The organism is Ensifer adhaerens (genome assembly GCF_002940685.1).
Classification (GTDB): Bacteria; Pseudomonadota; Alphaproteobacteria; order Rhizobiales; family Rhizobiaceae; genus Ensifer; species Ensifer adhaerens_E.
Genome location: NZ_PNFP01000002.1, coordinates 355,094 through 369,324 on the forward strand (window position 1 = coordinate 355,094; position 14,231 = coordinate 369,324).

The following is a 14,231-nucleotide window of genomic DNA, read 5'->3' on the forward strand; positions in this document are numbered from 1 at the left end:
TCAATGCCCGACGGGGACGCCGCGTTGCCAAAAATCTCAGCGCTGCCACCGCACCGGAAGGGTGCGGTGCATACACAACTGGAGGGTATCGTGACGCTTGCAATCAATGACCTCGCACCGGACTTCGAGGTCGGGACGACCGACGGCACGATCCGGTTTCACGACTGGATCGGCGACTCCTGGGCGGTGCTGTTTTCGCACCCGAAGGACTTTACGCCCGTCTGCACCACCGAACTCGGCTACATGGCGCGCATCAAGCCGGAATTCGACCGGCGCGGCGTCAAGATCATCGGCCTGTCGGTCGATCCGCTCGACCGCCATGCCGGCTGGGCCGCCGATATCGAGGAAACACAGGGCCATGCGCCGAACTTCCCGATGATCGCCGACGTCGACTACACCGTGTCGAAGCTCTACGGCATGCTGCCGGCGCCGGTCTCGGGCGACCCGACCAAGCGTACGCCCGCCGACAACCAGACGGTGCGCAACGTCTTCGTCGTCGGCCCGGACAAGAAGATCAAGCTGATCCTCATCTACCCGATGACGACCGGCCGCAACTTCGACGAGGTGCTGCGCGTCATCGACTCGCTGCAGCTGACGGCCAAGCACAAGGTGGCGACGCCGGTGAACTGGCAGCAGGGCGAAGACGTGATCATCGCCGGCTCGGTCACGGACGAGGATGCCCGCAAGGTCTATCCGGAGGGCTGGAAGGCTCCGAAGCCCTATATCCGCATCGTGCCGCAGCCGAAGGGCTGAGGCACCAGATCGGCAAGGCGGTATCCGTGCGGTGAGGGCCGTGGCCCTCATCCGCCTGCCGGCACCTTCTCCCCGCTCGCAGGGAGAAGGAGACGCGCGGGACCCGCTCGGCTCTTCGGGCACCGATGTTCCGGAGTTCCGGCTGAAGAGCCTGGTGCCCCATCTGGTCGGTGGTTTAGGCCGAAAGGCGGCGAGGAAACTCGGGATGCAGCAACGCCCCTCGGTTGCAAGAGTGCAGAGGGAAACGCGAGAGCGCGGCACCGTGCCTTCGCCCCGCCTGCGGGGAGAAGGTGCCGGCAGGCGGATGAGGGGCGTTTCCCTCACCGTACGGCTGAGGGGCGAGGCCCATCGCTGCCACGACCTCTCGATTGGACGCCGCGTTATCCTGTGCAACGGAGTCGCCGATGATCTTCCGTCAATTGTTCGACAGCGTGTCCGGCACCTATACCTACCTGATTGCCAGCCGCCAGGGCGGCGAGGCGCTGATCATCGATCCGGTGCTGGAAAAGGTCGAGCGCTACCTGCAGCTCGTGCGCGAACTTGACCTGCGCCTGGTCAAGGCGGTCGATACCCATCTGCATGCCGATCACATCACCGGGCTCGGGGCGCTGCGCGACCGGACCCATTGCATCACCGTGATGGGCGAACAGACGGCGGCCGATGTCGTTTCGATGCGGGTGGCGGAGGGCGACCGGGTGGCGATCGAGGGCCTGAGCCTCGACGTGCTCTATACGCCCGGCCACACGGACGATTCCTATTCGTTCCTGATGGCCGGGGACATGGGCCGGCGGGTCTTCACCGGCGATACGCTGCTCATCCGCGGCACCGGCCGCACCGATTTCCAGAACGGCGATCCGCGTCAGCAATATGACTCGATCTTCAACAAGCTCTTGAAGCTGCCGGACGAGACGCTGGTCTATCCGGCACATGACTACAAGGGCGACACGGTCTCGACCATCGGCGAGGAGAAGTGCTTCAACCCGCGGCTCAGGGTCAAATCCGTCGACGAATATGTCGACCTGATGAACAACCTCAACCTGCCGAACCCGAAGATGATGGATGTGGCGGTCCCGGCAAACATTCATGTCGGCCTGCACCAGGACGAGATCGCCCGGCGCGGCTGGGCGCTTTCGGCGAAGGAAGCCCTGGTGCTGTGCGGCCATGCGAAGATCGCGCTGGTCGACCTGCGCGAAAAGGCCGAGCGCGAAAAACACGGGCTCATCCCCGGCTCTTTGCATGCGCCCTATCCGGAGCTCCAGGACAATATCTCCGCCGGCGGCATGCTGCATGAGCTGGCGGAAGCGACCGGCAAACGCATCGTCTTCTACTGCGCCTATGGCGAGCGCTCGGCGATGGCGGTGGAGGCCGCGCAGGCGGCCGGCCTCACCAGCGCCTGCCATATCGAGGGCGGCCTTGCCGCCTGGAAAATGGCGGACGGGCCAGTAACGCGTTGACGCCGACGCATTGATGCCCGCGCATTGACGCCGGCTGAACGCGCGCCATCTCATATCTCAGCCAGCAGGCGGTCGAAACGAGCAAGGGGACAGAGGGACGATGAAGACGTTCTCCGTCAGCGTTACCAGGGAATTCGAGGCCGACAACGCCGAGGAGGCAGCGCTCCTGATGTACCAGTTTCTGACCCGGGAGGCGGCGCCGCTCGACTATGCCGTCACCGACGATCAGAAGAAAGCCACCAGCCTGACGCTCGACCGGGAGAGCGCCGACGAATTCGCCAGCATCGATCATACCGCGGACCCGGGCAACTGGTAGCACCGGCCGACCGCGGCGGCGTGGGCAATAGCCGCGTGTCCAACTTTTAGGCAGGAGATCCTTGATCCTTCGCGTCCGCATTTGAGGCGCGAGGGACGGAGTTGCGCTTGGGTAGGAGACGTGCCGGCGGTCCGTAAGCCCCGGTATCTGAACGTCCTGCTGCACCGGAGCTTTGCGCTCGAACCTATGATCTGGCTGGTGGCCGGCGACCTGGGCTAGGCGATTTCAGGACGCCGCGCGCAATCGGGACAGGGGGAGCCTGAGCGCGAAAGCCCAACAATCATAGGGGTTCGGTCGCTTTCGAAAACGATCGCTTAAGGAATTTATCATACGAATAGCTACAATTCGCATGTATCCCTTTTCGATTTGTTAGCTATAGGTCCCGCTCCCATGACTGGCCTGCCGTCTCTTTTTGCCTCCGATGCCAAAGCCATGCTCGACGCGATCAACCGGTCGCAGGCGATCATCGAATTCGATCTTTCCGGCACGATCCTGACAGCCAACGAGAATTTCTGCCGTGCGATGGGCTACGAACTCAGCGAGATCGTCGGCCGGCATCACCGTATGTTCGTGCAGCCGCAGGAGGCTGCATCGAGCGCTTATGCCGATTTCTGGGCGCGCCTTGCCCGCGGCGAATATGACAGCCAGCAGTACCGTCGCATCGGCAAGGGTGGGCGCGAGATCTGGATCGAGGCCTCCTACAACCCGGTGTTTCGCGGCCGCAAGCCCTACAAGGTGGTGAAGTTCGCAACCGACATCACCGCGACGAAGGCGAAGAGCACCGACGACCAGGGCAAGATCGATGCCTTGTCGCGCGCCCAGGCGATCATCGAATTTTCGCCCGCGGGCGAGATCATCACCGCCAACGAGAATTTTCTTTCGGCGATGGGCTACGCGCTTCACGAGATTGTCGGGCGGCACCATTCCATCTTTTGCGAGCAGGACTACGCCCGCTCGCCAGACTATGCCGCCTTCTGGCGCGATCTTTCGGCCGGGCGCTTCGTCACCGACCAGTTCAAGCGCATCGGCAAGGGCGGCAAGCCGGTCTTCATCCAGGCTTCCTATAACCCGATCCTCGACGATGCCGGTCGGGTATCGAAGGTGGTGAAATTCGCCGTCGACGTTTCCGATCGCGTGCTGGCGGTTGAGCAGATCGGCGCCGGGCTCGGACGTCTGGCCGAGTGCAACATCCGCATGACGCTGGACGAGCCTTTCGTCGGCGAGCTCGAAACCCTGCGGCGCGACTTCAACACCTCGATCGGCATGTTCCAGGAAACGCTGTCGGCGGTGCTCAGCCAGACCCGCGACCTCAATTCCAACAGCCACGAGATGAAAGATGCGGCCGAGCATCTGGCCGATCGCACGCGCCAGCAGGCAGCGGCGCTGGAGGAGACCTCGGCGGCGCTGGAGCAGGTCACGGTCACCGTGCGCACCTCGACGGAAAATACCCAGCAGACCCGTTCGCTCGTGCAGAACGCGCGGCAATCGGCGCACAATTCTTCCGGCGTCGTGCGCGATGCGGTGACGGCAATGCAGCGCATCAAGGCCGCGTCCGAGGAGATCAGCCAGATCATCGGCGTGATCGACGAGATCGCCTTCCAGACCAACCTTCTGGCGCTCAACGCCGGCGTCGAGGCGGCACGTGCAGGCGAGGCCGGCAAGGGCTTTGCGGTCGTCGCCTCGGAGGTGCGCGAGCTTGCCCAGCGCTCGGCCAAGGCTGCCAAGGAGATCAAGGCGCTGATCCAGAATTCCGTCTCGGAGGTCGCCGAAGGCGTGCGCCTCGTCGGCGATACCGGCAGCGCGCTGAAGGAGATCGAAAACTATGTCGAAGCGATCGACACTCGCATCGAGGCGATTGCGACGGCTGCGACCGAGCAGACGGCCGGCCTGAGCGAGATCAGTGTCGCCGTCAACGACATCGATGCTACGACGCAGAAGAATGCCAGCATGGTGGAACGCACCGCCGATGTCAGTGTTCGTCTCGCCGAGGGGGCGCAGCGGCTGACGGAACTCGTCAACCGCTTCCAGCTCAACCGCCGCACCGAGCGGCGCGAGCCGGGCACGGCGGCGGCAAGGGGCGGCATCGGCGACCGACGCCGGGCAACCGACGCCCAGGCCGCCTGAGGCGACAGACAAGGCCGGGATGCGCGGGGTGTTTGTGCCCTGCCACCGGCGGAAGGCGGGCCGGGGGTGTGGCCCGCCTCATCTTTTTCCTGGAGGTGGCCAGCCGGGCGACGCACAGCGCCACACGCCGCAATGCGGAGGCAGGCCGTCCTGGCGATCGTGCAGGACGTTGTCGCCTGAATGCTGATCGAGAAGCCTTCCGTGCAACGCAGGGTGCAGCCTGATCGTTGACGAAGGCTGCCGTTCTATGCATCCTGCCGGCCAAGACGTCAGGAAATCGACAAACCAAGATGCCGGTCGACGGCACAAGGGAACTCCCGGGGGTGATACCGGCCGCCTGACAGCGCGGCGGTCTGTCACCTCGCAGCACGACGCATTCCATACGCATTCACGACATCATTCGCATCGATTGCTCGAGGACGGAGGGGATTGTGAAGGGAAAGCCGAGGTTTCTGCCAGCGGTGCTGGCTGCCGTTCTCACTGCATCCGTGGCCCCGCCGGTTGCGGCCGCCGATCTGGTGATCGCCATGCCGAACTGGCCGTCGGGCCAAGCAACGGCCAATATCCTGAAAGTCGGCATAGCCAAGAAGTTCGGGCTCGATGCGGAGGTCAAGGAACTCGGCACGCTCAATGCCTTCGTCGGTTTCGAGGTGGGCACCGTCGATATCCAGCCGGAGGTCTGGCGGCCGAACTTCGAGGACGTCGTGCGCAAATACGTGACCGACAAGAAGGTCGGCCAGCTGACCGAGCGCAGCGTTCCGGCCTGGCAGGGGCTCTGCGCCACGCCGGAGGCGGCCAAGACGATCAAATCGGCGGCCGATCTCAGCGATGCCGAAAAGACGAAGATCCTCGACACCGACGGCGACGGCAAGGGCGAGATGTGGATCGGCGCTGCCACCTGGCTTTCGACCGGCATCGAGCGGGCGCGTGCGGCCGGCTACGGCTATGGCAAGACGCTGACTTTGTTCGAGGCGGAGGAGGAGGTGGCGATGGCGGCGGTCGATGCCGCGGTCGCGACCGAGCGGCCGATGGTGTTCTATTGCTATGCGCCGCATCATGTCTTCGAACTGCACCAGATCGTCCGGCTTGAAGAGCCGCCGCACGATGCCGCCAAGTGGAAGATCCTGCCGCCGAGCGACCCGCTCTGGGTGTCGAAATCCAGTGCCTCGACCGCGTGGGAAGCGGCGCATTTCCAGATCGCCTATGCCACCGCCTTCGGCAAGAAGCACCCTGATGTCGCGAAGTTCCTGGAGAAGGTGGATTTCTCGCCGGAGGAAGTGACGAAGATGAGCTATGCGCTTGAGGTCGAGCGGCAGGCGCCGGCGGACTATGCGAAGAAATGGGCCGAGGACAATGCGGCCCGCATCGACGGGTGGGCCAAGCCATGACGAAAACCGCTGACGACAGCCGCCTCGATGCCAAAGCTCGCCCGGCCTTCACGCGGCGCGGGCTCGGCGCCGGCATTCTTGCCGCCGCTCTCTGCCTCGGGCCGCTCGCCGCCCTGGCGCAGACGCAGATCTACGACGCCCGCACCAAGAAATGGGTGAATTACGACAAGAAGAAAGCCCGGCAATATTTCGCCCGCAACAACCAGTTGCCCGAAGCCTTCCGTCGCCAGGTGGTGACCTTCCGCACGGCGGAAAAGCCGGGCACGATCATCATCGACGGCAACCAGCACTTTCTCTATCTCGTCCAGCCCGGCGGCCAGGCGATCCGCTACGGCATCGGCGTCGGGCGCGAGGGTTTCGGCTGGGCCGGCATCGTGCGTGTCGGGCGCACGGCGGAATGGCCGACCTGGACGCCGCCGGCCGAAATGGTGGCGCGCGACCCGAACGCGGCAAAATGGGCGGCCGGCATGCCCGGTGGGCCGGACAATCCGCTCGGCGCCCGCGCGCTCTATCTCTACGAGGGCGACCAGGACACGATCTACCGCATCCACGGCACGGTGGAGCCCTGGACGATTGGCCTCGACGTCTCCTCCGGCTGCATCCGCATGAACAATGACGACGTCATCGACCTGCATTCGCGCATCGAGATCGGCGCCAAGGTGATCGTGCTGATGCAGGGAGCGGCGCTCTACAAGGGCGTGTGAGAAGACGCAGACAAGGTGGGCCGCGCGAGCGGCGCGCCGGCGCAGGCGCCTGCGAGCGCCGGGACAATAGCGATCGGCCGCCGGGGACACGAGCGGCCGATCGACCGAGAAAACCAGGGACAGAAGATCCGAAGGGGAGGATACGTGGTGGACGAGGGGATATTGCGTATGAAAGGCCTTGTTCTGACGCTTGCGGCGCTCGCCGCATTGAGCGGCTGCCAGTCGTCGCAGCCCAAACCCGAAGACATGGCGCGCACCAGCCTGCAGACGGCGCCAGCCGACCTGCAGCTTCTGTGCGCTCATGCGGTCGCCGGGGCGGCCCAGGTCGACAGCGCCAAGGTGCTGCCGACCAGTTCCCGGGCGCTTGACGCCGCCTCCTACAGCGTCGACCTCGACGCCGCCGGCCGCAAGTTCACCTGTGTCGTCGACACCGCCGGCAGCGTGAAATCGGTGACGCCGGCCGGTTAGCTTGCGCACGGAAGACGTGCGACAGCGCCGCCCGTGCAAGCGGACGCGCAAGGCTATCGTGCGTACAAATGCACGCATCGCGACCCATGAGCCGGCGCCTGGCACGCGCCTGCTTCAGTCGCGCGGAGGTAGCAAGCATCCGCGCAGGGGAGCATTCGGTGCGGTAAGGCCTGATGCTTCCGCAAAAATCTTGACTCAATAAATCATATTAAGTAACTGCGCGGAATGTTTGAATTTTCGCGACTGCGCCAGTGCCTGGGCGGATCATGTGGGATCTAGCCAATCTGTTCCGGAGATACAGCCGGGAACTGCAGGGGTATCTTCGCAGGCGCGGCGTTACGGCCGATACGGCGGCTGACCTGAGCCAGGATGCGTTTGTGCGTTTGGCGCAGCTCGTGGACAAGACGCCGATGGGCGAACTGCCCTCCAACGGCCGGGCCTATCTCTACAGGACCGCGATCAATCTGCAGATCGATGCGCAACGGCGCGTTCGCATCGTCGCTCCGGCCGGGGAGATTGATCTCGACGCGATCGTCGATCCCGCACCGCAGCCAGACGAGCTGCTGATTTCTGCCGAGCAACTGCGTCTCCTGGAGCGCGCCCTGATGGACGTGCCGGAAGGGCCAAGGCTGGTCTACGACCTTCGCATGGAAGGTCTGACATTTGCCGAGATCGCCGAGCGACTCTCCATTCCCCTGCAAACCGCCTATAGCCGCCTCGCTTCCGTGCTGATGCATCTGCAGACGCAACTGCGCAAGGCAAACGAGGGCGGAAAAAGGTGGCCCCGATGACGACCAGGAAACATCAGGATGGCCAGGACGAGTGGGCAGACGAGGCATCGCAGTCGCTCGATCCGGTGCAACGGGACGCGATCAAGTGGTTCACGGTCATAAGCGACGGCCAGGCCGCGCCGGAGACGCTGGCGGCGCACGAGCGCTGGATGCAGGCATCGCCGGACCATGCCGCATGTTATGCCGAGATCGAAGCGCTGTGGACGAGCGCCGCCGGGCTTGAGGCGGGCCGACAGAAGAAGAAGGGCAGCCGTTCGCCCACCCGCCGGCAGTTGATGCACCTGGCGGTGCTGGCATTCGCGTCATCGGCCGGCTATGGCGCCTATCGCTCCTCGATCGGAAACCAGCTGCAAACCGCGCGGGGGGAAAGGCGCACCGTCGTGCTCGATGACGGCACGCGGGTGGAGATGTCGGGCGGCACCAGCCTGTCGGTGCATTTCACGATGGCCGAACGCAAGGTTACCCTCGATCGGGGCGAGGCCTACTTCACGGTTGCAAAGGACGCGCAGCGGCCGTTTGCGGTTGACGCGAATGGGGGCAGGGTGGTGGCGCTCGGAACCGCGTTCAACCTTTCCATCCTTAGCGACCAGCTGGAGATCGTCGTCTCGGAAAGCGCCGTGATGGTCGACTATGGCGGCCGGTCGCTCCGGCTCGACGAGGGGCAGCAGCTGACCTGTCGCGCCGGAGAGATGGGAACGGCCCGGCCTTCCGATGTCGAAACCGATCTCGCCTGGCGAAGCGGCAGGCTCGTCTTTCTCGGCAGGCCGTTCGGCGAGGTCATCGACGTGCTCAACCGCTGGACGCCGCAACGGCTGATCCTGATGGATGACCGGCTCTCTCGCCTCCATGTGACGCTGGTCGCGCGGATCGACGAAATCGACGTGGTCCTTCCGCAACTCGCGCGGGTGCTGCCGATTTCCACCCGGCATATCCCCCTATGGGGAACGCTGATCTATCGCGCGGATCGGATTGTTTAAAAAAATCTGAAGGCCGGATCAGAAAGGAAGCGGCAACCGGCGTCTTACCTCCGACAGCAGGCTCCTGCGCGGCGATCAATGTCGCGCCCGGCCTGCGCAGCATTCGGAGTGACATGCAATGACGACCTTCAATACCTTAAGCGCCGCCACCTTGGGCAGGATCCTGTTGTGCTCGTCCGCGATCGCCATTCTTGCCCCGGCCTTGCCGGCATACGGGCAAGCCCAGGATAAAACGGCGCGAAGGGTTGAGGAGCGGACGGTCGAATTTGCCATCCCGGCGTTGCCGATCGCGGCGGCGATCGCAAGATATTCCGCTCAGAGCGGGGTCAACGTTCTCGCCGGCGGCGTGCTGCCGCCTTCCGTGCGAACCTCGCCCGTCAACGGGCGCTTCACGCCCGCCGAGGCCCTGGATCGAATGCTGGCCGGCACCGGCTACAGCTATGGCGCGGAAGGCTCGAACTCGATCGTCCTGATCGGAGCGGGAGCGGCGGCGCCCTCGGACGACGGCGCCACCCGCCTGAAGGCGATCAGCGCCCACGCCAGGATGCCGACGCTTGGCGGCCTGGTTGCCGGCAAGGACGCGCCTTACGAAACGGCAGCCGCCGCTTCGTCGATGGATGGCGAGACACTTCAGGAACGCTATGCGGGAAACGTCGACAACGCGCTGCGGTCGGGCGCCGGCACGTTCACGCGCAAGGCGATGTCGGGCGCCGGCGTGGCCGTCAACATCCGCGGCATGGAAGGCTATGGCCGCGTCAACATGACGATCGACGGCGCGCGCCAGAACATCCGCGTCATGGGGCACGGCGTTTCCGGCGGCTCCACCTTCGTGGATAGCGATCTCCTGGCCGGCATGGACATCGGTCGCGGAGCGCTCGGCGGCGCAGCGGGCGTCGGGGCACTGGGCGGCGCTGCCAATTTCCGCACGCTTGGCATCGACGACGTCGTTGAGCCCGGCAGGACCGCAGGCGCGCTCAGCACCGTCAAGTTCGGCAACAACGAGTATGGCTGGTCGACCATGGCGGCGGCGGGCATGCGCACCGACACCGGGATCGGCTTCATGGGCGCGTTCAACCGCCGTGATTCCGGCTCTCCCTTGAGCGGGGTCGATGACCGTGGAAGGCGCATCATTGCCACCGATCTTGCCGAAGACCTGAAGTCCGGGCTCGTCAAGCTCGAGCTTGGCAACGGCGACGATCACAGGCTCTTGCTGGGCGGCGTGTGGTACAACAATCACTCGAGCATTCGCGCCGAGCCGCAGGTCTATCGGAACCAGACCTATACGGCCCGCTACGACTATGCGCCGGGCGACGATCTCGTGAACCTGACGGTCAACGCCTATCTCAACGACTCCTCCGTCCGCTTCGTCGAAGGCAGCTACAAGGGCCGCTTCACCCGCGATCGCGGCCTTGGCATCGACGTGACCAATCGCAGCGAACTTTCGCTCTCCGACGATGTCGCCCTGGCGCTGAGCTATGGTGGCGCGTACTACCATGACGACGTGTCGAACGGACAACCCTGGGGCACGGGTGGGCCTGGAGACGGTCAAATCGGCGTCGGCAGCCTCTTTGCCGATGCCACCTTTACCTATGGCATCTTCGAGCTGACCCCCGGCTTCCATTTCGACACGTTCGATTTGCGCGGGGACGTGGCCAAGCGCGTCGGCAGCCAAAATGCCATCGAGCGCATCGAAAGGAGCGAGAACAGCTTCAATCCGCGGGTGACGCTGGCGGCCACGCCATGGGATGGCATCCAGTTCTACACCCGTTATGCCAAGACCTCGCGCCCGCCATCGGTCACCGAAACCTTCTTTCCCGGCGCCCATGGCAGCACGCCGAACCCGACCAGCCCCAACCCGAACCTCAAGGGCGAAACGAGCCTCGGTTGGGAGGTTGGCGTCAATATCCTCAGCGACGGGCTGCTCAGCGAAGGCGACAGCCTGCGCGTGAAGGCGAACTACTTCAGCAACGACGTTGAAAACTACATCACCTCGGCGGCGCGCCCCAGTGGTCCGCCATACGTGGCGATGCTGCAGTTCGTGAACGTGCCGGGCAAGACGCGCATCGAAGGTTTCGAACTCGAAGCCCAGTACGATACCGGACAGATCTTCGGCGGGATCACCTATTCCAACACGAAGACGCATCTGCCCTACGGCATGTGGTCCGACGGTTTCGGCGTCGGCGAGATCAATGGGCTGCCGGAAGACACGCTGACCATCAACGCCGGCTTCAGGGCGCTGGGTGAGAAGCTGACGGTCAGCGGACAGGTGCGCCACTCGGCAAGACAAAGGGGGTCAAGCCGCCGATGGGCCCCGATCTGATCGAGTTCGACAGCTATACGCTCGTCGACGCCTTTGCGACCTACAAGTTCAACGACAACGCCACCCTGTTCCTGAACGTCGAGAACCTGGCGAACACGGCGTACAAGCCCGCCCATTACCTGGACAAGCGCCTTGTCGGGCGCGGGCGAACGGTGATGGGCGGACTGACGGTGAAATTCTAGTCCTGCTGCGTGTCCCTCGATCGTCGTCGGCCAAGGGACACAGGCACCGGCAATGCCGGGTGCCGGAGTGCGGGTTCGTGGGAACGCACCGCGCTAATCGCCGAGACTGAACAGCGTCGACGGATCGGCGACGATGGGCGGTGCGTAGAATGTCAATCGTGCGGCGTCCATCAGCAGCAGCGGCTGGTCCATCTCGCCGGCAAGGCTGGTGATCCAGTCCTGGAGGTCGCGCACCCGGTCGGCATGGTCGGCCGAAAGGTCGCGCGCCTCGGACGGGTCGGCGGAAAGGTCGAAGAGTTCGACCTTCTGCGGCAGCGTCGCTTTCCAGACGAGCTTCCAGTTGTCCCGGCGCACGGCGCCGCCCATGGGGTCGACGTTGTAGACCAGCTCCCTGCGCGCCGACGGCTTGCCTTCACTCAAGGACGGCCAGAGGTTGATGCCGTCGAGCGGCTGGTTCTTGTCGAGTGCTGCGCCGGCGATCGCCGCCAGCGTCGGATACATGTCGACCACATGGACCATGCCTGCGACCTTGCCGGGCGTGATCTTCTTCGGCCAGTTGGCAAGAGCCACGACGCGGGTGCCGCCCTCATAGAGCGTGCCCTTGCCGTTGCGGTAGGGGCCATTGTCGGCCGGCAACCCGCCGCTCACCTTGCTGTCTCCGGCAAAGAGCGAGCTCGTCACGCCGCCATTGTCGCTGTGAAAGACGATCAGCGTGTTGTCGCGCATGCCGCGTTCTTCGAGCGCGGCGAGCAGCCTGCCGACGCCGTCGTCGAGCACCGAGATCATCGCCGCATAGGCGCGCCGGTTCTCATCGGCAATGTGCTTGTAGCGATCGAGATAGTCTTCCGGCGCCTGGAAGGGCGTGTGCGGCGCGGTGAAGGCGAGATAGAGGAACAGCGGGCTGGCGGGGTCGTGGCTCTCGACCACCCGTGCCGCCTCGTTGCCGAAGAGCGTGTTGTCGAAGCCGGCTTCCTCGAGCGGCTTGTTGCCGCGATACCAGTCCTTCACCCCATGGGAGGAATGCTTGAAGTGGTCGATCTCGCCAACCAGCGCGCCGTAGAAGGTGTCGAAGCCGCGCTGCTTCGGCCAGTAATCCGCCTTCGCATGGCCGAGATGCCATTTGCCGATGAGCGCGGTCCTGTAGCCCGCGTCCTTCATGACCTGGGGCAGCAGATATTCGTCGAGCGCCAGCCCGTAGGAGCCGGGCGAGGGGATCACGCCGGTCTGCAGGCCATAGCGCAGGGGGTAACGACCGGTGAGGAATGCGGCGCGCGTCGGCGTGCACATCGGCTGGGTGTAGAATTCGTCGAAGGTCACGCCCGTTTCGGCGAGCTTGTCGAGGTTGGGCGTCTTGATGTCCGAGCCGCGGAAGCCGACATCGCCCCAGCCGAGATCGTCGGCGATGATGTAGACGATGTTCGGCGGTGCCGCGCCATTGGCCAGCGCCGGGCTCGAAGAGAGCGCGGCAAGGCCCGCCGGCAGCCCGGCGGCAGCGGCAATCGCCGCCGTGCTCATCAGCATCTCGCGCCGCGTCAGACCCTTGCCCCGACCAGCGCCAGCAGGCTCGCCGCCGCCTGCGTTTGCACGGGCGTCACTCGCTTGCAGTTCAGACATGCGCACCCCCTGGAAAAGCCATCCGACCGGTCGGCGGGATATTTATTCGGTAGTTCTAATATCTGCATCTTCCGGTAGCGCCGTCAAATTAACTTTGTCGTGTTGACGGGGGCGGAACGCCTGATGCCAAAGCGATCTATCGCCGGCTGCACTGTGCAGAAAATCCACGCGTTGATTTCGCAAGGAAATGCCGTTGTGCAGTGCAAGGGAATGTTATTGCAGTGCAAATAGTGTTTGGCCCGGTTGTCCCGGGGAAATAGTATATTTCTGAATTTCCCTTCCAACTTCAGGGAATCTGTGCTCTCATAGGTTTAGTTGGAAGGAGGAAATGCCATGCTCTCATTCTTCGAGCATTTTGCACTTTTCGACGCCTTGATCGTTGCGGCGATCTGCACGCTTCTGATCTTGAGTTACTTCAGCCGAGAGGCCTGAGGGGGGCGCAGGGGTTGCGGGATACTTTCCGATCGTGACGGATCGGCCGCCGGCGCCTGGGCGCCTCAAGCGGCCTGGAGCGCGGTCACGTGCAGCCAGCGCGTCGGCTCGCCGTCATAGCCGCCGCCATCGGCCTCGGCGATCGCGATGTTCGACCAGCCCGCTTCTTCGAAACAGCCGCGCAGCCACGTCGCTGACGGATAGTTGAAGTAGCGGCCGAAGCGGTCGTGGCCCTCCGAACTCCCGGCCTTGAAGCTCGCCTGAATGAAACCGCCTGGCCTCAGCGCCAGCCGAATGCGGTTGAGGACATCGGCCAGTTCTGCGCGTGGCACATGCAGGAGCGAGGCCTCGGCCCAGATGGCGTCAAAACGCGCCTGCCAGTCGATTTCCTGGAACCTGACGACGTCCACCGTGCGGCCGATCAGCGCTTCCGCCTCGCGCGCAAGCTCGGCCGAGCCGTCGCAAGCGGTGACGTCGAGCCCATGCTCCAGAAGGATGAGACTGTCCTGGCCGCCGCCGCAGCCGAGATCGAGCACGGCGGCGCCCGGGGGCAGCCGACCGATGAAGGCGGCGAGGCGCGCGGTCGGCGGCTTGCGTTCGCGCGCCGCGTAGGTGGCGGCGTTGTCGCGGTAGAAGGCGAGAGTCTCGTCGTCTGGCTTTGCCATGAATGCTCCTCGTTGGCGGTACTGGGCGCGGGCGCAGGCGCGA

13 protein-coding genes are annotated in these 14,231 nt (G+C 64.5%); 11 read left to right on the forward strand and 2 right to left on the reverse strand.

The genetic code is table 11. The features are described from left to right. Positions 1-90: 90 nt before the first annotated feature. The 11 genes from C1A35_RS04925 (at position 91) to C1A35_RS37020 (ending at position 11,477) form a co-directional block, all read left to right on the forward strand. Complete coding sequence (locus C1A35_RS04925) at positions 91-753, forward strand: peroxiredoxin (protein ID WP_104663449.1); 663 nt, start codon at positions 91-93, stop codon at positions 751-753. Positions 754-1,157: 404 nt separating this feature from the next. Further along, positions 1,158-2,207: an MBL fold metallo-hydrolase gene (locus tag C1A35_RS04930; RefSeq protein WP_104663219.1), complete on the forward strand. Its 1,050-nt coding sequence runs from the start codon at positions 1,158-1,160 to the stop codon at positions 2,205-2,207. A gap of 100 nt (positions 2,208-2,307) precedes the next feature. Continuing rightward, on the forward strand, positions 2,308-2,523 hold the full coding sequence (locus C1A35_RS04935) for a hypothetical protein (protein ID WP_104663220.1): 216 nt from the start codon (positions 2,308-2,310) through the stop codon (positions 2,521-2,523). A 390-nt stretch (positions 2,524-2,913) separates the two neighbouring features. After that, on the forward strand, positions 2,914-4,647 hold the full coding sequence (locus C1A35_RS04940) for a methyl-accepting chemotaxis protein (protein WP_104663221.1): 1,734 nt from the start codon (positions 2,914-2,916) through the stop codon (positions 4,645-4,647). A 431-nt stretch (positions 4,648-5,078) separates the two neighbouring features. Further along, a complete protein-coding gene (locus C1A35_RS04945) occupies positions 5,079-6,035 on the forward strand; it encodes an ABC transporter substrate-binding protein (protein WP_440271493.1) in 957 nt (318 codons plus the stop codon). Beyond that, a complete protein-coding gene (locus tag C1A35_RS04950) occupies positions 6,032-6,739 on the forward strand; it encodes a L,D-transpeptidase (RefSeq protein WP_234822740.1) in 708 nt (235 codons plus the stop codon). The genes C1A35_RS04945 and C1A35_RS04950 overlap by 4 nt, the downstream gene beginning before the upstream one ends. 168 nt (positions 6,740-6,907) lie before the next feature. Next, positions 6,908-7,207 carry a hypothetical protein gene (locus C1A35_RS04955; protein WP_234822742.1) on the forward strand — a complete coding sequence of 100 codons (300 nt, stop codon included), beginning with the start codon at positions 6,908-6,910 and terminating at the stop codon, positions 7,205-7,207. Between the two features lie 266 nt (positions 7,208-7,473). After that, entirely contained in the window at positions 7,474-7,998 is a 525-nt protein-coding gene (locus tag C1A35_RS04960) for an RNA polymerase sigma factor (protein ID WP_104663222.1), read from the forward strand. Continuing rightward, entirely contained in the window at positions 7,995-8,975 is a 981-nt protein-coding gene (locus C1A35_RS04965) for a FecR family protein (RefSeq protein ID WP_104663223.1), read from the forward strand. Before C1A35_RS04960 ends, C1A35_RS04965 begins: the two co-directional genes overlap by 4 nt. 118 nt (positions 8,976-9,093) lie before the next feature. Next, positions 9,094-11,295 (forward strand): TonB-dependent receptor, encoded by a 2,202-nt coding sequence (locus C1A35_RS04970; RefSeq protein WP_104663224.1) that lies wholly within the window; start codon positions 9,094-9,096, stop codon positions 11,293-11,295. Beyond that, entirely contained in the window at positions 11,280-11,477 is a 198-nt protein-coding gene (locus tag C1A35_RS37020; RefSeq protein ID WP_104663225.1) for a TonB-dependent receptor, read from the forward strand. Before C1A35_RS04970 ends, C1A35_RS37020 begins: the two co-directional genes overlap by 16 nt. A 93-nt stretch (positions 11,478-11,570) precedes the next feature. Here the strand turns inward: C1A35_RS37020 and C1A35_RS04980 are convergent, their stop codons facing one another. Continuing rightward, entirely contained in the window at positions 11,571-13,091 is a 1,521-nt protein-coding gene (locus C1A35_RS04980) for an arylsulfatase B (RefSeq protein ID WP_104663226.1), read from the reverse strand. A 497-nt stretch (positions 13,092-13,588) separates the two neighbouring features. Beyond that, positions 13,589-14,188: a class I SAM-dependent methyltransferase gene (locus tag C1A35_RS04985; protein ID WP_104663227.1), complete on the reverse strand. Its 600-nt coding sequence runs from the start codon at positions 14,186-14,188 to the stop codon at positions 13,589-13,591. Positions 14,189-14,231 lie beyond the last annotated feature (43 nt).